At 71.4% G+C, this 21,143-nt stretch carries 21 protein-coding genes and 1 pseudogene; 15 read left to right on the forward strand and 7 right to left on the reverse strand.

What is annotated here, in order from left to right:
* Positions 1–185: 185 nt before the first annotated feature.
* Complete coding sequence (locus SGFS_RS46170) at positions 186–986, forward strand: CPBP family intramembrane glutamic endopeptidase (protein WP_286258578.1); 801 nt, start codon at positions 186–188, stop codon at positions 984–986.
* 55 nt (positions 987–1,041) lie between these two features.
* Here the strand turns inward: SGFS_RS46170 and SGFS_RS46175 are convergent, their stop codons facing one another.
* Entirely contained in the window at positions 1,042–1,851 is an 810-nt protein-coding gene (locus SGFS_RS46175) for a PhzF family phenazine biosynthesis protein (RefSeq protein ID WP_286258580.1), read from the reverse strand.
* A gap of 164 nt (positions 1,852–2,015) precedes the next feature.
* Here SGFS_RS46175 and SGFS_RS46180 point away from each other — a divergent pair, with 164 nt between their 5' ends.
* Positions 2,016–2,666 carry a PadR family transcriptional regulator gene (locus SGFS_RS46180; protein WP_286258582.1) on the forward strand — a complete coding sequence of 217 codons (651 nt, stop codon included), beginning with the start codon at positions 2,016–2,018 and terminating at the stop codon, positions 2,664–2,666.
* 176 nt (positions 2,667–2,842) lie between these two features.
* Here SGFS_RS46180 and SGFS_RS46185 read toward each other — a convergent pair whose 3' ends face one another.
* Positions 2,843–3,271: a type II toxin-antitoxin system Rv0910 family toxin gene (locus SGFS_RS46185; protein WP_286258583.1), complete on the reverse strand. Its 429-nt coding sequence runs from the start codon at positions 3,269–3,271 to the stop codon at positions 2,843–2,845.
* 271 nt (positions 3,272–3,542) lie between these two features.
* Between SGFS_RS46185 and SGFS_RS46190 the strand changes: the two genes are divergently transcribed.
* On the forward strand, positions 3,543–4,193 hold the full coding sequence (locus SGFS_RS46190) for a Clp protease N-terminal domain-containing protein (protein WP_286258584.1): 651 nt from the start codon (positions 3,543–3,545) through the stop codon (positions 4,191–4,193).
* A gap of 100 nt (positions 4,194–4,293) precedes the next feature.
* Positions 4,294–5,292 (forward strand): EamA family transporter, encoded by a 999-nt coding sequence (locus SGFS_RS46195; RefSeq protein WP_286258585.1) that lies wholly within the window; start codon positions 4,294–4,296, stop codon positions 5,290–5,292.
* Between the two features lie 93 nt (positions 5,293–5,385).
* Here SGFS_RS46195 and SGFS_RS46200 read toward each other — a convergent pair whose 3' ends face one another.
* Complete coding sequence (locus SGFS_RS46200; RefSeq protein ID WP_286260387.1) at positions 5,386–6,075, reverse strand: pyridoxamine 5'-phosphate oxidase family protein; 690 nt, start codon at positions 6,073–6,075, stop codon at positions 5,386–5,388.
* Between the two features lie 35 nt (positions 6,076–6,110).
* On the opposite strand from SGFS_RS46200, the gene SGFS_RS46205 reads away from it, so the two are divergent.
* On the forward strand, positions 6,111–7,442 hold the full coding sequence (locus SGFS_RS46205; protein ID WP_286258586.1) for an aminotransferase class I/II-fold pyridoxal phosphate-dependent enzyme: 1,332 nt from the start codon (positions 6,111–6,113) through the stop codon (positions 7,440–7,442).
* A 7-nt stretch (positions 7,443–7,449) separates the two neighbouring features.
* Here the strand turns inward: SGFS_RS46205 and SGFS_RS46210 are convergent, their stop codons facing one another.
* On the reverse strand, positions 7,450–8,379 hold the full coding sequence (locus SGFS_RS46210; RefSeq protein WP_286258587.1) for a DMT family transporter: 930 nt from the start codon (positions 8,377–8,379) through the stop codon (positions 7,450–7,452).
* A 74-nt stretch (positions 8,380–8,453) separates the two neighbouring features.
* Here SGFS_RS46210 and SGFS_RS46215 point away from each other — a divergent pair, with 74 nt between their 5' ends.
* Positions 8,454–9,359, forward strand: a complete 906-nt coding sequence (locus tag SGFS_RS46215; RefSeq protein WP_286258588.1) for a LysR family transcriptional regulator — start codon at positions 8,454–8,456, stop codon at positions 9,357–9,359.
* Positions 9,360–9,375: 16 nt separating this feature from the next.
* Here the strand turns inward: SGFS_RS46215 and SGFS_RS46220 are convergent, their stop codons facing one another.
* Entirely contained in the window at positions 9,376–9,843 is a 468-nt protein-coding gene (locus SGFS_RS46220; protein ID WP_286258590.1) for a pyridoxamine 5'-phosphate oxidase family protein, read from the reverse strand.
* Positions 9,844–9,950: 107 nt separating this feature from the next.
* Between SGFS_RS46220 and SGFS_RS46225 the strand changes: the two genes are divergently transcribed.
* Positions 9,951–10,598, forward strand: coding sequence for a cysteine hydrolase family protein (locus SGFS_RS46225; RefSeq protein WP_286258591.1), 648 nt, complete (start codon positions 9,951–9,953; stop codon positions 10,596–10,598).
* Between the two features lie 45 nt (positions 10,599–10,643).
* Here SGFS_RS46225 and SGFS_RS46230 read toward each other — a convergent pair whose 3' ends face one another.
* Both SGFS_RS46230 and SGFS_RS51920 read right to left on the reverse strand, forming a co-directional pair.
* Complete coding sequence (locus tag SGFS_RS46230) at positions 10,644–11,153, reverse strand: Rieske (2Fe-2S) protein (RefSeq protein WP_286258592.1); 510 nt, start codon at positions 11,151–11,153, stop codon at positions 10,644–10,646.
* A 247-nt stretch (positions 11,154–11,400) separates the two neighbouring features.
* Positions 11,401–12,207 carry an STAS domain-containing protein gene (locus tag SGFS_RS51920; protein ID WP_434028157.1) on the reverse strand — a complete coding sequence of 269 codons (807 nt, stop codon included), beginning with the start codon at positions 12,205–12,207 and terminating at the stop codon, positions 11,401–11,403.
* Between the two features lie 276 nt (positions 12,208–12,483).
* Between SGFS_RS51920 and SGFS_RS46240 the strand changes: the two genes are divergently transcribed.
* The 8 genes and pseudogenes from SGFS_RS46240 to SGFS_RS46280 all read left to right on the forward strand — a co-directional run bounded on the left by SGFS_RS46240 (position 12,484) and on the right by SGFS_RS46280 (position 20,966).
* Entirely contained in the window at positions 12,484–12,924 is a 441-nt protein-coding gene (locus SGFS_RS46240) for a pyridoxamine 5'-phosphate oxidase family protein (protein WP_286258593.1), read from the forward strand.
* 290 nt (positions 12,925–13,214) lie between these two features.
* A complete protein-coding gene (locus tag SGFS_RS46245; RefSeq protein WP_286258594.1) occupies positions 13,215–14,048 on the forward strand; it encodes a universal stress protein in 834 nt (277 codons plus the stop codon).
* Between the two features lie 128 nt (positions 14,049–14,176).
* Entirely contained in the window at positions 14,177–16,561 is a 2,385-nt protein-coding gene (locus tag SGFS_RS46250; RefSeq protein WP_286258595.1) for a phosphoketolase family protein, read from the forward strand.
* Positions 16,562–16,715: 154 nt separating this feature from the next.
* Positions 16,716–17,339 (forward strand): DoxX family membrane protein, encoded by a 624-nt coding sequence (locus SGFS_RS46255; RefSeq protein ID WP_286258597.1) that lies wholly within the window; start codon positions 16,716–16,718, stop codon positions 17,337–17,339.
* Between the two features lie 817 nt (positions 17,340–18,156).
* Entirely contained in the window at positions 18,157–18,849 is a 693-nt protein-coding gene (locus SGFS_RS46260; protein WP_286258598.1) for a response regulator, read from the forward strand.
* A 635-nt stretch (positions 18,850–19,484) separates the two neighbouring features.
* Positions 19,485–19,763, forward strand: a pseudogene (locus SGFS_RS46270) (tyrosine-type recombinase/integrase); the annotation flags it as partial.
* A gap of 40 nt (positions 19,764–19,803) precedes the next feature.
* Complete coding sequence (locus SGFS_RS46275; protein WP_286258599.1) at positions 19,804–20,559, forward strand: HipA family kinase; 756 nt, start codon at positions 19,804–19,806, stop codon at positions 20,557–20,559.
* Positions 20,556–20,966: a DUF3037 domain-containing protein gene (locus SGFS_RS46280; protein WP_286258600.1), complete on the forward strand. Its 411-nt coding sequence runs from the start codon at positions 20,556–20,558 to the stop codon at positions 20,964–20,966. The genes SGFS_RS46275 and SGFS_RS46280 overlap by 4 nt, the downstream gene beginning before the upstream one ends.
* Positions 20,967–21,143: the final 177 nt, after the last annotated feature.

A 21,143-nucleotide genomic window follows, 5' to 3' on the forward strand; every position in this document is an offset into this window, starting at 1 on the left:
TGGGGTGCGGGGGCGTTGAGTCCTCAGCGGGTGCGGGTACGCCGTGGTTGCTCGCGCAGTTCCCCGCGCCCGTGAAAGCCGTGGCCGCGCCCCGTGCCTCGGCCCTGGGGGCGGGCCGCCGGTCGGTTCTGTGGGTCCGCGGGTCATGATGGTCCTGCGGTGGGACAGGACGACTGGAGGCGTGGGTGCAGCTGGAGGCGGGGTCGGGGGCCGGTTCGAGGCCGGAGGAACGGCCGACTCGACGGATTCTGCGGGACGAGACACTGCTCGTACTGGGCCTCTCGCTCGGTGCGAGCGGGGTGGCCGCGCTGATCAGCTTCATGGGCTCGGTGACCAAGCCGGGCGGGCTGAAGGACCAGGCGGCCACCATGAACGCCTCGGCCGCGCCGGACCGGCCCTGGCTCGACCTCGCGTGGCAGCTCTTCGGGATCACGACCGCGCTGGTGCCCGTCGCCCTGGTCGCGCACTTCCTGCTGAGGGAAGGCGGGAGTCTGCGCACGCTCGGCTTCGACCGTACGAAGCCTTGGCCCGACCTCGGGCGCGGGGCGGCGATCGCAGCGGTGATCGGCAGTACGGGCATCGCCTTCTACCTGGCGGCTGTCGCGCTCGGCTTCAACCTCACCGTGGTGCCGGAGGCGCTGCCCGGCGTGTGGTGGAAGTACCCCGTACTGATCCTCTCCGCGATCCAGAACGCGGTCCTCGAAGAGGTGATCGTGGTCGGGTATCTGCTGCGCCGGCTCGACCAGCTGGGCTGGTCACCGGGGAAGGCTATGGCCGGTAGCGCGCTGCTGCGCGGGTCGTACCACCTCTACCAGGGCATCGGCGGGTTCGTCGGCAACATGGTGATGGGCGTGGTGTTCGTCCACCTCTACCGCCGCTGGGGCCGTGTCGGCCCGCTGGTCGTGGCGCACTCGCTGCTCGACATCGGCGCGTTCGTGGGCTACGCCCTGCTCAAGGGGAAGGTGGACTGGCTGCCGTTGCCGTGAGCGCGGCGGGTGCTGACAGGGGCGTACGGCGAGGTCGTACGCCCCTGTCGTGCGCTCACGCGAGCAGTTCGCCGTCGATGACCGTGACCGCGCGGCCGGACAGGAGGGTGCGGTCGCCCTGGAGGGTGGTGCGCACCAGGCCCGAGCGGGCGGAGGCCTGGAGGCCGGTGAGGGCGGGGCTGCCGAGGCGGTCGGACCAGAACGGGGCGAGGGCGGTGTGGGCGCTGCCCGTCACCGGGTCCTCGTCGATGCCGACGTTCGGGAAGAAGCAGCGCGAGATGTAGTCGTACTCGGCGACGGGGTCGGCGGCGCGCGCGGTGGCGATGATGCCGCGCGCGGAGTAGCGGCCGAGCGCCCGATGGTCCGGGGTGAGGCCGCGGACCGTCTTCTCGTCGGCCAGTTCGATCAGCAGGTCGCCGATGTTCGGGCCGGTGTCGAAGGCGCCGAGCGGTTCGGCGCCCAGGGCCTCGGCGACCCCCTCCGGGACCTCGACCGGGAGGAGGGGCGCGGTCGGGAAGTCCAGGGTGAGGGAGCCGTCGGGCTGGGGCGTGGCGGTGAGGACGCCGCTGAGCGTGTCGAACCGGACCGGGCCCTCGTGGGCGCCCGTGGTGGCCAGCACATGCGCGGTGGCCAGGGTGGCGTGGCCGCACATCGTGACCTCGGTGACCGGGGTGAACCAGCGCAGCGCCCAGTCGGCCTCGCCGCCCTCGGGGAGGCGATGGGTGAACGCCGTCTCGGCGTGATTGACCTCCCGGGCCACGTCCTGCATCCAGGCGTCGTCAGGGAAGGCGTCGAGGAGGAGGACCCCTGCCGGGTTGCCGGCGAACGGGCGGTCGGTGAAGGCGTCGACGATTCGGATCCGCATGGACGACGACGGTAGGCCACCCGCAAAGTCGCAGGCCAAGGCCAATTGCGGGGCGCTGGACCGGTTTCGGGGGTGGGGACTTTCGTCGGGGCCTTGTCGTACGACAGGTTCCGATATATCGTTGAAGCATCGCGACAGATCAACGATGGAATGGAGTGATTGCGATGCGTTTCCGTGGACAGGGCAACGGACAGGACTTCGGATTCGAGCGTGGCCATGGCGGCCACGGCGGGGGTCGCCCGCACGGCCGAGGTGACGGCGAGACGCTGCGTGGCGCCTTCGGTCCCTTCGGGCCGGGGCATGGCGGACCGGGCCCCTTCGGGCCTTTCGGGCCGGGCCCATGGGGTGGTCGAGGCAGGGGAGGGCCCAGGGGAAGGGCGCGGCGAGGTGACGTACGCGCGTCGATCCTGGCCCTTCTCAAGGACCGGCCCATGCACGGCTACGAGATGATCCAGGAGATCGCCGAGCGCAGCGGCGGGGCGTGGAAGCCCAGCCCCGGCTCGGTGTACCCCACCCTTCAGTTGCTGGAGGACGAGGGCCTGATCACCAGTGAGACCGAGGGTGGCAAGAAGCTGTTCTCGCTCACCGAGGCGGGCCGCACCGCGGCCGAGGAGGGGCCCGAAGCCCCCTGGGAAGAGGCCTCGCGAGGCGTCGACTGGGAGGCGCTGAGCGAGATCCGGACGGCCGGCTTCGGCCTGATGGAGGCGTTCGGCCAGGTCTGGAAGACCGGGAGCAAGGACCAGCGCGACAAGGCGCTGGCGGTCATCAACGAAGCGCGCAAGAAGCTGTATCTGATTCTTGCCGACGAGGACTGAGGCGAGGGCCGAGGGCCGAGGGCCGAAAGCCGAGGGCTGACGGTCGAGGGTCGACAAGTTGGGGCCGAGGGCCCCGAAAGGCTGGTGGCCCCGGAGGGCTCGTAGCGACGCGAAAGCGCCCCGCGGAGTGGATCCGCGGGGCGCTTTCGCGTCGCCGGGTCAGGCGTGCGGGCGGGTCACGTCACCAGGCCGCCCAGTTTGCGCAGCGACTCGTTGAGCGCGGCGGTGGCCGAGTCCCTGAGCTTGCCTGCCATCAGGGAGACGGCGGCGCCGTTGAACTGGCCGTCGATACGGACCGTGGTGGCCGCGCCGTCGGGGGTGAGGGTGTAGCGCGTGGCGAGGTCCACGGCCATCGGGCCCTTGCCGCGGATGGCCAGGACCCGGGCGGGTTCGAGCTCCGCGACAGTCCACTCGACCTCCGCCGGGAAGCCCATGAGCTTCATGTTCTCCTGGAAGGTGCCGCCCACTTCGAGCGTCTCCGGGCCGCCCTTGGGGAAGCCGGTGTGGGTCGTGTTCCACTGGCCGTACGCGGACCAGTCGACGAGCCGGGCCCAGACCTTCTCGGCGGGTGCCTCGATGCGTGCCTCCGCGCTGACTTCGGCCATGCGACCACCCCTTCGTCTCGGGCTTCGGTGCAGCGGAACGTAGCCGCAGGACCGCCAAGGTTCAATACTGATGAACCGTCAGAAAGTGTGGAGGGCATGGATCGGAGGGACGCGGGGGCGGTCAGCCGGCCTGGCGTGTCAGTGCCGCGCCGAACGGCGGTAAGTCATCCGTAGGGAGGAGAAGGGGAGCGTCCGTCCACAACCTGTGTCGGACGCGGAAATGCTTCCTTTCGTGGATGACTCGGCACGGTGGGGCTGATGGGGTAAGGGGGTGCGACCCCGTATTCCCCGGCAGTCGGCCGTGCGTCACACCGTGGACCATGGACCGAACCACGCGGAAGTCGAGCCCAGGCTCACCGACGAACTGGCCTCTGTGCTGACCGCTGCGCGCAGACGGGCGCTCAGGGACGAGGACCGGCAGATCGACACCGCCCATCTGTTGCACACCCTCCTGGAGTCCGACCCCGCCGTGCGGGCGGCCTTCGGGGACGACCCGCGGATCGCCCGGCTGCTCGGCTATCTCGTACAGCGCAGCATCGGCTACGGGCTGCGCTGGCAGGGCAACGTCGAGGACTCGGGTGCGCTGCCGGTGACGGTGGCCGGTGTGGCGGGCTGGTCGCCCGCGGCAGCCCGCGCCCTGGAGCAGGCGTACGAGCGCGCCCGGTGGCGGGGCGAGGAGCGGGTGCATGGTGTCGATCTGCTCGCCTCGATCGTGTCGTCCCCCGCGTCGCGGGCCGTGGAGGTGCTGGGGAGCGCGGGGATCGACGCGAAGGCGCTGGCGCGGCGGATCGAGGCCGGGGCCGGGGCGGGAGTCGGGTTCGGGGTGACGGAGGAGGGTGGCGGGCTGGGGGCTGTGGAAGGTCGTGGCGGGTTCGGGGCCGCGGCCGAGGAGTACGTGGTGGGGCGTGAGGTGAGGCACTGAGAGGGGCTGGGGGAGTGGCGGGCGGCCGGGGTCGGTCCTGCGTCCGGACGGTGAGACAGGTGTCAAAGAGAGTGACGCTCCTGTCGGTGGCTGGCATCATGTGCCGGTGCACACGTCTCAGCGCAGTCATGGCAACGGTGGCAAGGGCGTCGGCCTCGGGCTCGCCCTCGGGTCGGCGGTCGCGTTCGGCGGATCGGGGGTCACGGCCAAACCGCTGATCGAGGCGGGGCTGGACCCGCTCCACGTGGTGTGGCTGCGCGTCGCCGGGGCCGCGTTGGTGATGCTCCCGCTGGCCGTGCGCCACCAGGATCTGGTGCGCCGGCGGCCCGCGTTGCTCGCCGGGTTCGGTCTGCTGGCCGTGGCCGGGGTGCAGGCCTTCTACTTCGCCTCGATCTCCCGGATGCCCGTCGGGGTCGCGCTGCTCCTCGAGTACCTCGCGCCCGCGTTGGTCCTCGGCTGGGTGCGGTTCGTGCAGCGGCGACAGGTCACCCGGGCCGCCGGTGTCGGGGTCGTTCTCGCGGTCGGCGGACTCGCCTGTGTCGTGGAGGTCTGGTCGGGGTTGAGTGTCGACCCGCTGGGCCTCGTGTTCGCCCTGGCTGCCGCCTGCTGTCAGGTCGGCTACTTCGTCCTCTCCGACCAGGGCGGCGACGCCGGTGCCGAGGCGCCGAACCCGCTAGGCGTCATCGCGTACGGGCTGCTTGTCGGTGCGGCAGCGCTCACGGTGGTGGCCCGGCCCTGGAGCATGGACTGGGCGGTGCTCTCGGGTACGGCGCGGATGGACGGCACGGTCGTGGCCGCGTGGCTGCTGCTCGGGTGGCTCGTGCTGGTCGCGACGGTGCTGGCGTACGTCACGGGGGTGGTGGCCGTGCGGAGGTTGTCGCCGCAGGTGGCCGGGGTTGTGGCTTGTCTGGAGGCGGTGATCGCGACGGTGTTGGCCTGGGTGTTGCTGGGGGAGCATCTGTCGCTGCCGCAGATCATCGGGGGCGTGGTCGTGTTGGCCGGGGCGTTCATCGCTCAGTCCTCGACACCGGTCAAGGGGTCCGACGGTCCGGTTGCGGTCGGCGACGGGGGTGTCCGGGGGACCTCGGTCGTCGGCTGACCGCGGGTGGGGTGCGGTTGCTCGGACCCACGCGGCGGAGCCGCATATCGATACAGACCCGCGCCCCTTTCGGGGCGCGGCACCGCTCGGCGCTCACATCGCCCTGATGTACGCCGGCACCTCCACCCCCTCCGCCAAGTCCCCGTCCGGGATCGGCGCCTCGTAGCCCTTCCGCAGCGGCAGGACCCCCGCCCAGTGAGGCAGAGTGAGGTCCTCGGGTTCGTCGTTGACGCCGCCGGTGCGGGTCTTGGCGGAGACCTCGGTCAGGTCGAGGCGGAGTACGGCGGTGGCGGCGAACTCCTTGTTGTTGGCGGGCCGGGAGTCCTGTGAGCGGCCCGGGACGACATGGTCCACGAGGGCGTCCAGGGCCAGGCGCTTCTCCTCCGGGTCGGTGACCTGGTACGCCGTGCCGTGCACCACCACCGAGCGGTAGTTGATCGAGTGGTGGAAGCCCGAGCGGGCCAGGATCAGCGCGTCCACGTGCGTGACCGTCAGGCAGACCGGGAGGCCCGGGTCGGCCTGGTCCGCCATCCGCAGTGGCCGCGAGCCCGTGGAGCCGTGCACATAGAGCGTCTCGCCGACCCGTCCGTAGAGCGTGGGCAGCACCACGGGGGCGCCGTCGCGGACGAAGCCCAGATGGCAGACGTACCCCTCGTCGAGTATCGAGTGCACCAGTTCCTTGTCGTACGAGGCCTTGTGCGCGGCTCGGGTGGGGACCGTGCGGTCGGTGGGGGTGTAGGCGGCGGCGGGTGTCGGTGTCGTCGACTGCTGGGTCCCCGGCATTGCGTTCTCCATTGCACTAGTGCATAATCTGCTTTGTGCTAGGAGAATATCCGATCCAAGGGCGGGGCGCGGCGGACATTTCCGCCAGCGTCGAGCGCTCGGTGGCCGCGGGTGAGCTGGAGCCGGGGCAACTGCTCCCTCCCATGCGGGAGTTGGCGGTTCGGCTCGGGGTGAATCCCAATACGGTCGCCGCCGCCTATCGCACGTTGCGTGAGCGCGGGGTCATCGAGACCGCCGGGCGCCGGGGGAGCCGGGTGCGGGCGCGGCCGGCGACGACCGGGCGCGAGGACATCAGGGTGTCGGTGCCGGAGGGGGTGCGCGACCTCGCCGACGGCAATCCGGACCCGGCGCTGCTGCCGCCGCTCGCGGGGGTCTTCGCGGCCGCCGCCGAGGAGGGCGACCGGGCGCCCGTGCTGTACGGATCCGGCTCGTTGGAGCCGGAGCTGGCGCGGATCGCTCGGGCCGACCTGGACGCCGACGGTGTGCCGGACGGGCCCGTCGCCGTCACCTCCGGGTCGCTCGACGCCATCGAGCGCGTGCTCGCCGTCCACCTCAAGCCGGGGGACGCCGTCGCCGTCGAGGACCCGGGCTGGGGCAGTGTGCTCGACCTCGTCCCGGCGCTCGGGCTGCGCATCGTCCCGGTCGGCGTCGACGACGAGGGGCCGCTCCCCGACGACGTACGACGGGCCCTGGAAGGCGGGGCGCGCGCCCTGATCGTCACCGACCGGGCGCAGAACCCGACCGGGGCCGTGGTGAGCGCCACGCGCGCGCGTGCCCTGCGGCCGGTCCTGAGGAAGCATCCGCGGACGCTGCTCATCGAGGACGACCACGGCTGCCGGATCGTCGACCAGCCGCTGCATCCGCTGGCCGGAGTCACCCACAGCTGGGCGTTCGTACGGTCGGGCGCCAAGGCGTACGGCCCCGATCTGCGGCTCGCCGTGCTCACCGGGGACGCCGACACCGTCGACCGGGTACGGGGACGGCAGCGGCTCGGGCCCGGGTGGGTGAGCCGGCTGGTGCAGCGGGCCGTCGTACGGCTGTGGTCGGGCGGCGCGGTGGACGTGGCGGCCGTGGCGGCGGCGTACGGGCGGCGGCGGGACGCGCTGATCGGCGCGCTCGCAGAGCGGGGGATCGAGGCGCACGGGCCCAGCGGGATGAACGTCTGGATCCCGGTGCCGGACGAGACCGGCGCCGTCGCGCGGCTGTTGCACGCCGGGTGGGCCGTGGCGCCCGGGGCCCGCTTCCGGATGAACGCACCGCAGGGCATCCGGATCACCGTCTCCACACTCACCGACGAGGAGATCGGGCGGCTGGCGGACGCCGTGGCCTCCGCCATCGTCCCGGTGTCCGAAGGCGGTTACGTGTGACGCGAGGTCAGGTGCGGGGCTTGACCTGGGACAGCGCCGCGCCCGCCAGCACGATCGCCGCGCCGACCGGGGTCGACCAGGCCAGCGACTCGCCGAGAAGAGCGACGCCTGCCGCCGTGGCGATCACCGGGATGAAGTAGGTGACCATCTGGGCGGTGGTCGGGCCCACCTCGGCGACGATCCCGTACTGGACGAGCATGGCCACGCCCGTGCCGAGGGCGCCCAAGGCGACGACGGCCAGCAGCGGCAGGACCGGGAAGCTGGTCGGCAGGGTGGTGAACAGTGGTGTCACGAAGGCGAGTTGGGCCGTGGCCAGGAGGAGCTGGGCGCCGGTGAGGGAGAGGTTCGAGTCGCTGGTGCCGGCCAGGGTGCGGCGGACGTAGATCCAGCCGATCGGGTAGCTGAGCGAGGCCAGCAGAGCCATCGCGGTCCCCTTGGCGTCCAGGCCGGCGAAGCCCTGCCAGGCGCCGAGCACGGTCAGGACGCCGAGGAAGCCGAGGCCGAGGCCGGCGACACGGACCCGGGTCGGGCGGTCCTCGGAGAGCGCCACCAGCGAGAGGGCCATGCCCCACAGGGGCGAGGTCGCGTTGCAGATGCCGGCCAGGGTGGACGGGATCGTCAGCTCCGCGTACGCGAACAGCGAGAACGGCAGGGCGTTGAGGAGGAGGGCCGCCACCGTGAGGTGTCCCCAGGTGCGGGCGCCGCGCGGCAGCCGCTCCCGCTTGACCGCTATCGCCGCCGCGAGGACCAGCGTGCCGAACAGCAGCCGGCCGAAGGTGACCTGGAAGGGCGCGTACGCCTCCGTGCCGACCTTGATGAGGAGGAAGCTGAAGCCCCAGATCAGCGAGAGGAAGGCGAAGCGCGGTCGCCAGCCGACGGTCCTGCGGCGGGCTTCGGGGGCGGGGGTGGAGGTGCGGGAGACGGTGGCGGTGGTCATGTCCGCAACGATGCCGCCGTCCACCTCGTAGGACAAGCGAGATTTATTGAGGTTAATCTCGTAGTATCGCTTATATGTTGAACCTGGAACGCCTGCGCACGCTCGACGCCCTCTCCCGGCACGGCTCGGTCAGCGGAGCGGCCGAGGGGCTGCATGTGACCACGTCGGCCGTCTCGCAGCAGATGGCCAAGCTGGAGCGGGAGGTCGGACAGCAGCTCCTCGCCAAGAACGGGCGGGGTGTGCGCCTCACCGACGCGGGACTGCTCCTCGCCGACCACGCGGCCCGCATCCTGTCCCAGGTCGAGCTGGCCCAGGCGGATCTGGAGGCCCAGCGCGGCCAGGTGGTGGGCGAACTGCGGCTCGCCGCGTTCCCGACGGCCGTGCGCGGGCTGTTCCCCGTGGTGCTCAGGGCGCTGCGGGCCGAGCATCCGGCGCTCCGGGTACGCACACGCGAACTGGAGCCCGAGTTCGGGATCAACGCGGTGATCCGCGGCGATATGGACCTGGCCGTCGTCCTCGACTGGTACAACAAGCCGCTGCCCGTACCCGAAGGGCTCGCCCGGGCCGTCATCCTCGACGACCCGGTGGACGTGGCACTGCCCGAGGACCATCCGCTCGTCGGCCGGGACGAGATCGACCTGGAGGAGCTGGCGGACGAGCCATGGGTCGCCTGGCCCGAGGGCGAGTTCTGTCACGAGTGGCTGATCTACACCCTGCGCGCCAAGGGCATCGAACCGCACATCGCCCACCGCGCCGGCGAGCACCACACCCAACTCGCGCTGGTCGCCGCCGGGTTGGGCGTCTGCATCGCGCCCAGGCTCGGGCGCGACCCGATGCCGGCCGGGGTGCGGACCGTACCGGTGCGGCACCGGGTCCAGCGGACCGTCTACGCGGTGTGGCGCGCCGACGCCGACCGGCGGCCCTCGATCAGGGCGGCCGTGGAGGCGCTCGGCGCGGCCGGGAGCGCGTGCGGGGCGTAGAGAGCGACCGGGGAGGTCACGGCGACCCCAGTTTGCGGAAGTCCCAGGAGGCCACCGCCTCCGGGGTCAGGCGCAGCCAGGCGTGCCTGCCGTCGTGCGGCATCTCGTCCAGGCCGAAGTTCTTCCGGGCGAACAGCCGCTCCACCTCGGCCAGTTCGGGGTGCGGCTCGCCCGTGCGCGGAGCCTCCCCGACGGCCTCCACGGTGCCCGACAGCTCGACACCGCGCAGCTCGCCGTACTCCTCGCCCGCGTCGACCACGACGGCGACGCGCGGATCCTTGCGCAGCGCGGCCCAGCGCCTGCTGCGGGTGATCGAGTACAGCCAGAGCGAGGTGCCGTCCCAGACGAACCACAAGGGGCTGACGTGCGGTGCGCCGTCCGACGAGACGGTCGCGACCCGGCACGTTCGCTGGGCGGTCAGAAACTCGTCCAGTTCCTCGGACGTCATCATGATCTTCCGGCCGCGGCGCTGCGTGACGGTCATGGAATCCCCTCCGCTGACGTGACGTCAGAAGAGCATCCGTTGTCTTCCGTCCATACGCAAGGGACGTTACGCTCGCCCGCCCCGGCCGTCGGCGACAAGGGGAAGCCATGGCGTCGTACGAACGTCTGAGTGAACTTCTCGATCCGGCGACCAGTGTGCTGCTCACCGTCGAGTGCCAGCAGGGCGTGGTGGGGCCGGAGAGCGCGCTGCCCGAACTCGCCGAGGAGGCCCGCTCGTCGGGGGCGCTCACCAATGTGGCCCGGCTGGTCGGCGCGGCCCACGAGGCCGGGGTCCAGGTTGTGCACGCCGTCGCCGAGCGGCGCCCGGACGGCCGGGGCGCGAGCCGCAACGCCCGTGTGTTCCGCGCGGTCGAACGGCTGCCCGTACGGCAGTTGACGGGCACCGCGGCCGTACGCGTCGCACCGCCCATCGACGTCGCCGAGCAGGACCTGATCGTGCGGCGGCTGCACGGGCTCTCCCCGCTGGCGGGCACCGACGTCGACGCTCTGCTGCGCAACCTCGGCTGTCGCACCCTGATCGTCACCGGTGTCTCTGCCAACGTGGCCGTTCCCAACGCGGTGTTCGACGCGGTGAACCTCGGCTACACCGCCGTCGTGCCCCGGGACGCCATCGCGGGGGTGCCTGCCGAGTACACCCCCGCGATGATCAGCAACACCCTCGCGTTGGTCGCCACGGTCGCGACCACGGACGAGGTGCTGGCCTGCTTCAAGCGGCCCGGACGGCGGACTTCTTGAGCGCTTGCCGACCTGCCGGGCCGACCGGAGCACTCATACGGGCCGTCAGGCCAGCGTGATCGACGTGCCGCTGACGTTGACCTTCTTCTCGGGCAGCGCGGTGGTCGCCGGACCGCTCTTCACGCTGCCGTCCTCGATCGAGAAGTTGGTGTTGTGACACGGGCAGTTGATCAGACCGTCCGCGATGCTCTTCACGGCACAGCCACGGTGGGTACAGGTGGAGGAGAACGCCTTGTACTTGCCCGCCGTCGGCTGGGTGATCACCACACCCTCGCTCTCGAAGATCTTGCCGCCGCCCTCGGGGATGTCGGACGTCTTGGCGATCGCCGTACCACCCGAGCCGGAGCTGTCGTCGCCCGAGTCGGCACTGTCGTCGCCGCCCGCGCTGCCGCTGCCCGCGTCCTGGGCGGCGGAGCTCGAAGAGTCGGAGGTGCTCGACGCCTCGTCGTCCGACCCGCACGCGGTCAGTGCGGCGGCGAGTCCCGCCACCCCGGCCGCCGCCATCACGGTACGACGGGCCGGGTCCAACGCGGGTTTGATCGTTTCGCTGGTCATGCCGACGATTCCTTCCGATCTTTGCTTTGCACTTTCGCCCATGAATACGACAGGGCTGTGCTTGAACGTTCAGACAGGGTGCACATCTTGACCTGTACGAGATCACGTCGGCGTCAAAAGCAGCTGTCGTTCCGCTGTCGGTCGTCTGGGGCGATGCTCAAGGAAGTCACCGCGACCCGGTACACCGCGCCAGGCGCAGGGCAGGGGCCCGGTCGGTGGACCGTCACCGACCGGGCCTGCCGCGGGCTCAGGCCGGGTGGGAGTCCGCCGTCCTGCCGCTGCCGTCGGCAGGACGTGGGATCGGGCTGCCGCCGCGCCATGGCGGTGCCGGTTTGCGGTGGCCGTGATGCCCGGGGTGGGCGGCCTTGTCGGTCTGGCGGCGCAGCCGGTCCTGGAGCTGGTCGACGAGCTCTCTGCCGGTGGCTTCCTCGGCGAGGACGACCACCTCGCACCTGCCGACGTGCAGGGCTGCCCTGGCCGACCAAGGACGGTCCGCGTGGTGGGTGGCCGCTCGCGTGATGCGCACCTCGCCGGTGACGTCAGGAAGTCCCGGCCGGCCGACGACGGTGTCGATCTTCGTGCGGGCGTACGCCAGGGTCTCCGCGTCCACCTCGCCGTCCGAACGCAGCAGTACGGCGGGAACGGTCGTTTGGGCGTCCTTGCCGTCTGTGGCGGCAGGCGCGGCGACGGCCTCCGGTGTACGGGCCAGGGCCGTACTCAGACTGGGGTGCAGCTCGAAGACGCCCGCAAGGCCCACGACGCGAAGGACGAGCCGGAAGCCGCGACTGTCGGTGACCAGCCGCAACCGGCCGTGCCGGGCCAGGGCTCGGTTCCGAGCCCGGCACAGCACACCCAGACCGGTGCAGTCGACGAAGGTCATCGAGCGCAGGTTCAGCACCAGATCGGGGTGCGGGCCGGCGGTCAGGGCGTCCAGCCGGGCCGCGAGGGGCGGCGCGGTGAAGATGTCGAACTCGCCGCGCAGCTCCACGACGGTTGTGTCACCGACGGTGCGTTCCGTGTGGTGAGGCGCGGATCTGGGGTCGATGTCGGACATGGTTCGAGACAACAGGGAAGGGCGAGGCGCGGGTAGGGCGGATAGACCCTACTGTCCGGTTTTGTTGTATTTGCCGGTCCGTCTGGCAGTGTGATCGGTCGACCGACCCGAGTGGCACCCACACGCCCCGGAGCGGCCGGGCGGGCCCATCGATCACGGTGTGACACGGGTCGTTCTCCGGCATGGCCGGGACCGACGGCCCCTCATCCCGGGCCTCATCCGGCTCAGGATGGAAAGACGCAGAACCGCTGTACTCGGCGAAGGGCGGGCCGGCTGATGTACCCCAACGACGGTTTCCACGAACTCGGACGGCAGGAGTGCCTGCGGCGGCTGGCCAAGGTGCCCGTCGGCCGCATCGTCTACACGCGCCAGGCCCTGCCCGCCGTGCTGCCGGTGAACTTCAGCGTGGACGGCGACGGCGCGGTTGTGCTGCGCACTTCCGCGGCCTCGGAACTGGTCCGCGCGATCGACGGCGCGGTGGTCGCCTTCGAGGCGGACGAGGTCGACGCGGTCCGGCCCTCCGGCTGGAGCGTCGTCGTCACCGGCGCGGCCACGGTGGTGACCGACCCCACCGAGCACGAACGCCTGGTCCGCACCGGCCCGGTCTCCTGGGTGCCCTCACCGCGAGAGGTCTTCGTCCGCATCGAGCCCGAACTGATCACCGGGCGTGAGCTCGTCGGCGGACGCACCCTCCATGGGGTGAACCTCACCGCTTGAACGTCGGGGTGAACCCTCACCGCTTGAACGTCCCTGTTCCTCCTTCCCGTTCCTTCTCCTCCGTCCGGGTCCGGGACCGCTCGGCCCGACAACACATGGGCCGTACGGCGTATCGACGGGCCCTGTCGGCCCCTGCCACGGAGGGGCCGCGGACGACGACCATCGCCATGGAGCCGCCGCGGGATCGACGCCCGGTCGGCCGACGGCGAGCTTGCCCACGCTCCTCGGTCCCACGAGGGCCGCAGGCCGCAGGCCGCATACCCCGCACGAGAAGAGAAGGGAACAAGACGATGACTCTCCGTCATGTGGCCGTCGGTGTGGACGGTTCACTGGTCGCCGTACGGGCACTGGACCGGGCCACCGAGGAAGCGGTGCGCCTCGGCACCGCGTTGCGCATCGTGTACGCCGTGGCCGACCGCGACGAGGCGGGGCCGGTTCTGGCGTCGGCCACCGCACGGGTCCACGAGCGTCATCCGGGTCTGCCGGTGGAGACTCGGGCCGTGGAGGACGGCGCCGTGCGGGCGCTGGCGCGGGAGAGCGAGAGCGCAGTCCTCACCGTCGTGGGCACCAGGGCGTTCGGCGAGGTCACCGGTCTGCTGGCGGGCTCGGTGAGCCGGCGCCTGGCCGCGCACACGCACGGTCCGCTGCTCGTCGTCCGCGGGGACCACCCCTGCGACAACGGGCGCGAGGTGTTGCTCGGCCTGAAGAGCGACGCCGACGCGGACGCAGCCGCCTACGCCTTCCAGGAGGCGGAGCGGCGCAGGACCCGGCTGCGTGTCCTGGACTCCTCCACGCACCGGCACACCACACGCGAACTGCCCTCGCTGGTAGCCGCGACGAGCCCCGGCCGGCAGCGCCAGGCGCGCAACGACCGGGCGGAGGAAGCCGTTGCGCGGTTCAGCATCGCCCGACTGAAGGAGGAGTACCCCGAGGTCGACGTCGACAGCCGCACAGTCCGCACCGGCCCGGCCCACGCCCTGCTGGCGGCAACCCGCGAGGCCGGCGTCGTGATCATCGGCGCGCACCGCCGCACGGGCCGGGTAGGTCCGCAGCTCGGTCCGGTCGCGCACGTCCTGTTGCACCACTCCCACTGCCCGGTGGTGCTGGTGCCGACGGCGACCTGATGGCGAGCACGGTGTCGGAGGATGGCCCGGTCGGCCCTGTCGGGCCCCGCTTCGGTGGGCGGAGAGTGGGGAGGCGCTGACCGTTGCGCACCTTTTGACCGACGCACCGACCCGGAAGGGAATCCCACATGCCCGCCGACACGCAGCAGGCGCCCGGCGTACTCACGGACGAGGAGCTCAACGCCCTGGACGCCCACTGGCGCGCCGCGAACTATCTGGCCGTCGGCCAGATCTACCTCATGGCCAACCCCCTGCTGACCGAACCGCTGCGCCCCGAGCACGTCAAGCCGCGCATCCTCGGCCACTGGGGCACCTCCCCTGGCCTGAACCTGGTCCACACCCACCTCAACCGCGTCATCAAGGCCCGCAGCCTTGACGCCCTGTGCATCTGGGGCCCCGGCCACGGCGGGCCTGCCGTCCTCGCCAATTCCTGGTTGGAGGGCTCGTACACCGAGACCTACCGGGACATCACCCGCGACGCCGACGGCATGGCCCGGCTGTTCAAGCAGTTCTCCTTCCCCGGCGGCGTGCCCAGCCACGTCGCCCCGGAGACACCGGGCTCCATCCACGAGGGCGGTGAACTCGGCTACGCGCTCTCGCACGCCTACGGCGCCGCCCTCGACAACCCCAGCCTGGTCGTCGCCTGCGTGATCGGCGACGGCGAGGCGGAGACCGGTCCGCTGGCCGCGTCCTGGCACTCCAACAAGTTCCTCGACCCCGTCCACGACGGCGCGGTGCTCCCCATCCTCCACCTCAACGGCTACAAGATTGCCAACCCGGCGCTGCTCGCCCGGCTCCCCGAGCCCGAACTCGACGAACTGCTCCGGGGCTACGGCCACGACCCGCTCCATGTCACAGGCGACGACCCGGCGGCCGTCCACCGGGCGATGGCCGAGGCCATGGACACCGCGCTGGACCGCGTCGCCGCCCTCCAGCGCGCCGCACGCGAGGACGGCGCGACCGAGCGCCCCCGCTGGCCGGTGATCGTGCTGCGCACCCCGAAGGGCTGGACCGGCCCGGCGGAGGTCGACGGCCTGCCAGTGGAGGGCACCTGGCGCGCCCACCAGGTGCCGCTGGCCGCTGTCCGCGACAACCCCGATCACCTGCGGCAGCTGGAGGCGTGGCTGCGCTCCTACCGTCCCGAAGAGCTGTTCGACGAGCACGGCCGCCCCCGCTCTCAGGTGCTGGACTGCATCCCGGACGGTGCCCGTCGGCTCGGCGCCACCCCGCACGCCAACGGGGGACTGCTGCTGCGCGAACTGCCCCTGCCGCCGTTGGAGAAGTACGCCGTCCCCGTAGACAAACCCGGCGCCACCTTGCACGAACCCACCCGCGTCCTCGGCGACTTGCTGGAAGACGTCATGCGGAACACCGCCGACCGGCGCGACTTCCGCCTCGTCGGTCCCGACGAGACCGCCTCCAACCGCCTGCAGGCCGTCTATGCGGCCAGCGGCAAGGCGTGGCAGGCCGGCACCCTCGATGTGGACGAACACCTCGACCGGCACGGCCGGGTGATGGAGATCCTCTCTGAACACACCTGTCAGGGCTGGCTGGAGGGCTACCTCCTCACCGGTCGGCACGGCCTGTTCTCCTGCTACGAGGCGTTCGTGCACATCGTCGACTCCATGGTCAACCAGCACATCAAATGGCTGCGCACCACGCGCCGCCTGCCTTGGCGCGCGCCCATCGCCTCCCTCAACTACCTGCTGACCTCGCATGTGTGGCGGCAGGACCACAACGGCTTCTCCCACCAGGACCCCGGCTTCATCGACCACATCCTCAACAAGAGCCCCGAGGCGGTACGGGTCTACCTGCCGCCGGACGCCAACACCCTTCTCTCCGTGGCCGACCACGCGCTGCGCAGCCGCGACTACGTCAACGTCGTCGTCGCCGGCAAACAGCCCTGCTTCGACTGGCTGTCCATGGACCAGGCCAAGGCCCACTGTGCGCGCGGCGCCGGCATCTGGGACTGGGCCGGCACCGGGAACGGCACGCGCGAACCGGACGTGGTCCTCGCCTGCGCGGGTGACGTCCCTACCCAGGAGGTGCTGGCCGCCGCCCAGTTGCTCCGCCTCCACCTGCCGCGACTCGCGGTCCGGGTCGTCAACGTCGTCGACATCGCCCGCCTGATGCCGGGCGAGGAACACCCGCACGGCATGACCGACTTCGAGTACGACGGCCTGTTCACCCAGGACAAGCCCGTGATTTTCGCCTACCACGGCTACCCGTGGCTGATCCACCGCCTCGCCTACCGGCGCACCGGCCACAAGAACCTGCATGTGCGCGGCTACAAGGAGATCGGGACCACGACGACGCCGTTCGACATGGTGGTCCGCAACGACCTCGACCGCTACCGCCTGGTCATGGACGTCATCGACCGCGTCCCGGGCCTGGCGGTGCCCGGCGCGGCCGTACGCCAGCGGATGGAGGACGCGCGACTGCGTCACCACGACTGGATCCGCATTCACGGAACCGACCTGCCGGAGGTCGCCGACTGGTCCTGGGACGGCTGACCGACGCCAACGGGGCCCGGATCGGGGGCCGTTCGGCCCGCTGTCCGGGCCCTGCGGCCCCTCCGACGGGCGTTGTCGACGCGGGACATTGAAGGCGCAACGAGAGTCGTCCACCACATTCTGCGCGTCACAGCCCTCGAAAGGGATGAGCATCATGGCAGTGCACGGTCACCCCCACCGGTACCACGGATTCCGCTTCCCGTCCCGGCGCAAGGCCGGGACGGCTCCCGCCTCCGCCGAGGCGACGACCGCCGCCGCGACGGGGACCCGTGCGTACGTGTTCGCCGGGCTCCGTCTCCTGACGGGGTTCGTCTTCCTGTGGGCGTTCCTGGACAAGACTTTCGGCTTCGGCTACGCGACCCAGTCGGGCAAGGGCTGGATCGACGGCGGCTCGCCCACCAGGGGCTTCCTCAGCGGTGTGGCCGTCGGACCGATGGAGTCCACCTTCCACGGGTGGGCGGGCGCCACCTGGGCCGACTGGCTGTTCATGCTCGGCCTGCTCGGCGTCGGCCTCGCCCTGATCGCGGGCATCGGCCTGCGGCTCGCCGCCGTCGCCGGGACGGCGATGATGGCACTGATGTGGATCGCGGAGTGGCCGCCCGCCCAGCACCTCTCCGACGGCTCGGCGAGCATGTCCCCCAACCCGTTCGCCGACTACCACCTCGTCTACGCCGTCGTCCTCATCGCACTGGCGGCCGTGGGTGCCGGTGCCACCTGGGGTCTGGGCAAGGCATGGGCCCGGCTGCCCTTCGTCAGCCGTAACCGGTGGCTCCTCTGAGGGCCGGATGCTCCTCGGACCGGGGCACCTCCGCTCGTCGGCGGAGGTGCCCCGGTTGCTCGTGCTCCCGGGGTACTCCTTGCGCCACGGCGTGAGAGTGTCGGACAGTGCCTTCTCCGACTGACCCGTGATTCCGCTTTTCGGGCTGGCCGGCTGCCCCACAACCGGGCCGTATCCGTACAGCGGCGGCAGGTTCGGCGCGTGCACGGCGCGCGGTGCGGACCTGCGAGTGGCGGCCGCGGCGAAGGCGAATTCCAGCAGCGGCGCGGCCGGGACGCCCAGATCCTCGATCCCGACCACGACCTCCCCGACGTCATGGCTGCCGGATCCAGGCATGCACCAGATGCAGCGGCGCGCCACCGCGCTGTGCCTCATGGGCGGCCCAGTCGGCGGCGGCAGGCTCTCGGGGGAGCCGTCCAGGCCGACGGTGATGGGGCGATTCATGGGAAGAGACCTCCGGATACGGGACCAGAGGGCCGCGGACGCTTGCGCCGGCACTCGTCCCGAGCCTCACGACCGGGCGGCCGGGGTTCCAGGGCCGATGGTCCCCACTCGGACGACATGGTCCTCACGGTGGAGGCCCGCCCCGTCTCCTCGGCGTTCGGCACCGGCCGACGCCGGATGGGCGACCGAGACCGATCCTGATGGGCGACCAAGACCGATAGCGTGGGAATGCGGAAATGTCAGAGCGAGAAGGGCCGGTCGGCCCTGGCCGTTGGGCCCGGAATCGCGCAAGATCTGCGACAGGGGAGAACCGGTCCCGCCCATCCTGCGGTGTTCGGTTCCGGAGGAAGACGACACAGGACAGGAGCCGTCGATGGCGGACAGCGAGCGCCCCGGACCCGATAACCCGATCCGGGTCTTCCTGCTGGACGACCACGAGGTGGTACGGCGCGGGGTGCGCGACCTGCTGGACGACGAGCCGGACATCACCGTGGTCGGCGAGGCGGGCACGGTGGAGCAGGCCCTCGTGCGGGTTCCGGCGCTGCGCCCGCAGGTGGCCGTGCTCGACGTGCGCCTGCCCGACGGCGACGGCGTGACCGTCTGCCGTGAGCTGCGCTCGCAGATGCCGGAGCTGGCCTGCCTGATGCTCACCTCCTTCGACGACGAGGAGGCCCTGCTCGACTCGATCATGGCCGGCGCTTCCGGATACGTGCTGAAGCAGATCCAGGGCTCCGACCTGGTCTCGGCCGTACGCACGGTGGCCGCCGGCCAGTCCCTCCTCGACCCGAGCGCCACCGCCAAGGTGATGGCCCGGTTGCGCCAGGACCAGCAGCCGGAGGAGGAGCCGGACGCCCTGCCGGGGCTCACCGCCCGGGAGCGGGAGATCCTGGCCCTGATCGGGGAGGGCCTGACCAACCGCCAGATCGGCCAGCGGCTCTACCTCGCCGAGAAGACCGTCAAGAACCACATCTCCCGCCTGCTCGCCAAGCTCGGCGTGGAACGCCGCATCCAGGCCGCGGTCATCGCCACGCAGGCCCAGGACCGGCTGCGGCACGAGGGACGCTGAGCCTCCACTACGTCGCCGACGAGCGTCTCCTGATGCTGCGAGCCGACCTCGCGCGGGCCATGCCCCGGTCCGATCCCGGCAACCGGGCGCTGCACATCGGCTGCGGGGCGGCGCTGTGCAACCTGCGCGTCGCCGCCGCGCACCCGGACCTCGCCCCAGACATCCGAGTGCTGCCCGACCCACAGGATGAACTGCTGCTCGCGGCCGTCCACCTGGCCGACCCGGGCGAGCGACGCTTGCGGCAGGACGACCTGGCGCGGCTGCACGAGGCGATCCGGCAGCGGCACACCAGCCGCCGTCCCTTCGCCGAGAAGGACATCCCCGAGGACGTCCAAGCCGCCTTGCGGGATGCGGCGGCGCGCGAGTCGGCCGTCCTGCTCTTCCCCGGCCCCTGGCACGCCGAGACCGTGCTCGACCTGGTCCGCGATGCGGAGAGCCGCGACGCCATGGACCCCGGGGCCCGCGCGGACCTCATCCGCTGGACCCGGCTCGGAGCGGAAGTGGCACACCGCCGTCGACGGCGTCCCCGAGTACGCCTTCGGCCCGCGCAAACGGGACGGCAAGGCTCCCGTACGGGACTTCGCCGGACGCCGGCCGGTGGCCGACCGCGGCAGCACCTCAACAACGGTTCCCACCCGAAAGACGGCTTCCACGTGCCACACGACACACCTATGCCTCGATCATGCTGGAGGCCGGGGAGTCCGTTGTGACCTTGGCGCGGTGGCTCGGGCACTCCTCGCCCGCGATCACCCTCGGTTACTATGCTCACTTCATGCCGGAGGCTGGAAGCAAGCGCCGAACCGCCGTCGACGGACTGCTCGGGACCAGGGATGACTGCACGCCAGTCGAACTCCCCAGATTCTCCCCAGGGCCGTTGCCGGGCGATTCCCGTTGTTGCGCCCCTCCGATGGTAGTCGTGGATTGCAAGGTTGAAGAAACGGGTGGCCTGGGAAAATGCTGAAAGAGGTCACCGCGACCCGGTACATCGCGCCCCTGCGTGAGGGCGGCTCGCTCCCGGGGCTCGTCGAGGCCGACGACCGCGGAACGTATGTCATCAAGTTCACCGGCGCCGGACAGGGTCGTAAGACGCTGGTCGCGGAGGTCGTCTGCGGGGAGCTGGCCCGGCGGCTCGGGCTGCGTGTCCCCGGTCTCGTCACCGTCGGCCTCGACCCCGTGCTCGGACTCGGCGAACCCGAGGAGCAGGTGCAGGAACTGCTGAAGTCCAGCGGCGGCACCAACCTCGGCATGGACTTCCTGACCAGGGCCATCGGCTTCGACCCGCTCGCCTTCGAGGTGAGCGCCGAGGAGGCCGGGCGGGTCGTCTGGTTCGACGCGCTGATCAACAACGTCGACCGTTCCTGGCGCAATCCCAACCTGCTGATGTGGCACGGCGAGCTGTGGCTCATCGACCACGGCGCCACCATGATCTGGCACCACAACTGGCCCGGCGCCCACACCTCCGCCGCCAAGCCGTACGACGCCTCCGACCACGTCCTCGCGTCCTTCGCCCCCGATGTCGCCGCGGCCGCCGCCGAGCTGGCGCCGCTGGTCACCGAGGAACTGCTCGCCGAGGTGACCGCCGAGGTCCCGGACGTCTGGCTGGCGGACGAGCCCGGCTTCGAGACGCCGGACGCGCTGCGACAGGCGTACGCGCGGCCGCTGCTGGAACGGGCCGTCACCATTCACAAGCGCATCGAGGGGATCAAGTGAACGGCCGATTCCTGGGCACCGGGGCCACCGGACAGGACGTCTACGAGTACGCGCTGCTGCGGGTCGTGCCTCGTATCGAGCGCGGGGAGTGCTTCAACGCGGGCGTGCTGGTCTACAGCCGCTCCCGGGCCCTCGTGGCCGCCCGCACCCATCTCGACGAGGCCAAGCTGCTCGCCCTCGACCCGGGGGCGGACGTGGCGGGCGTACGCGCCGCGCTGCGCGCCGTCGAGGGTGTGTGCGCCGGGGGCGAGGCGGCGGGCCAGGCGGCGCGCGACGACGCCGGGCGGCGCTTCCGCTGGCTGGTCGCGCCCCGTTCGACGGTCGTCCAGCCGGGGCCCGTACACACCGGGCTCACCACCGACCCGGTGGGGGAGGCCGAGCGGCTCCTCGAGCTGTTGGTGAAATGAGCCGAGAACTGTCGGTGAAGTGAGCCGAGAACCGGTGGTGAAGAGAGCCGACGGCCGGTGCTGTGATCTGCCGCCGGGGTGATCTGTGGGCCGGGGGTGAGGGATCACATGAGGCATGGCGTTGACACCGGGTGCCAGGACTTCTAGCGTCACGTGTGCTGAAGGTACTAAGCGGTC

This window comes from Streptomyces graminofaciens (assembly GCF_030294945.1).
Taxonomy (GTDB): Bacteria; Actinomycetota; Actinomycetes; order Streptomycetales; family Streptomycetaceae; genus Streptomyces; species Streptomyces graminofaciens.

Coding starts and splice junctions, on each gene's coding strand:
- SGFS_RS46185 (WP_286258583.1), bottom strand. CDS start 3,271: ATGGCCGAAGTCAGCGCGGAGGCACGCATCGAGGCACCCGCCGAGAAG.
- SGFS_RS46230 (WP_286258592.1), bottom strand. CDS start 11,153: ATGACCAGCGAAACGATCAAACCCGCGTTGGACCCGGCCCGTCGTACC.
- SGFS_RS46245 (WP_286258594.1), top strand. CDS start 13,215: ATGACTCTCCGTCATGTGGCCGTCGGTGTGGACGGTTCACTGGTCGCC.
- SGFS_RS46200 (WP_286260387.1), bottom strand. CDS start 6,075: ATGCCGGGGACCCAGCAGTCGACGACACCGACACCCGCCGCCGCCTAC.
- SGFS_RS46260 (WP_286258598.1), top strand. CDS start 18,157: ATGGCGGACAGCGAGCGCCCCGGACCCGATAACCCGATCCGGGTCTTC.
- SGFS_RS46175 (WP_286258580.1), bottom strand. CDS start 1,851: ATGCGGATCCGAATCGTCGACGCCTTCACCGACCGCCCGTTCGCCGGC.
- SGFS_RS46275 (WP_286258599.1), top strand. CDS start 19,804: ATGCTGAAAGAGGTCACCGCGACCCGGTACATCGCGCCCCTGCGTGAG.
- SGFS_RS51920 (WP_434028157.1), bottom strand. CDS start 12,207: ATGTCCGACATCGACCCCAGATCCGCGCCTCACCACACGGAACGCACC.
- SGFS_RS46225 (WP_286258591.1), top strand. CDS start 9,951: ATGGCGTCGTACGAACGTCTGAGTGAACTTCTCGATCCGGCGACCAGT.
- SGFS_RS46250 (WP_286258595.1), top strand. CDS start 14,177: ATGCCCGCCGACACGCAGCAGGCGCCCGGCGTACTCACGGACGAGGAG.
- SGFS_RS46210 (WP_286258587.1), bottom strand. CDS start 8,379: ATGACCACCGCCACCGTCTCCCGCACCTCCACCCCCGCCCCCGAAGCC.
- SGFS_RS46180 (WP_286258582.1), top strand. CDS start 2,016: ATGCGTTTCCGTGGACAGGGCAACGGACAGGACTTCGGATTCGAGCGT.
- SGFS_RS46215 (WP_286258588.1), top strand. CDS start 8,454: ATGTTGAACCTGGAACGCCTGCGCACGCTCGACGCCCTCTCCCGGCAC.
- SGFS_RS46255 (WP_286258597.1), top strand. CDS start 16,716: ATGGCAGTGCACGGTCACCCCCACCGGTACCACGGATTCCGCTTCCCG.
- SGFS_RS46240 (WP_286258593.1), top strand. CDS start 12,484: ATGTACCCCAACGACGGTTTCCACGAACTCGGACGGCAGGAGTGCCTG.
- SGFS_RS46220 (WP_286258590.1), bottom strand. CDS start 9,843: ATGACCGTCACGCAGCGCCGCGGCCGGAAGATCATGATGACGTCCGAG.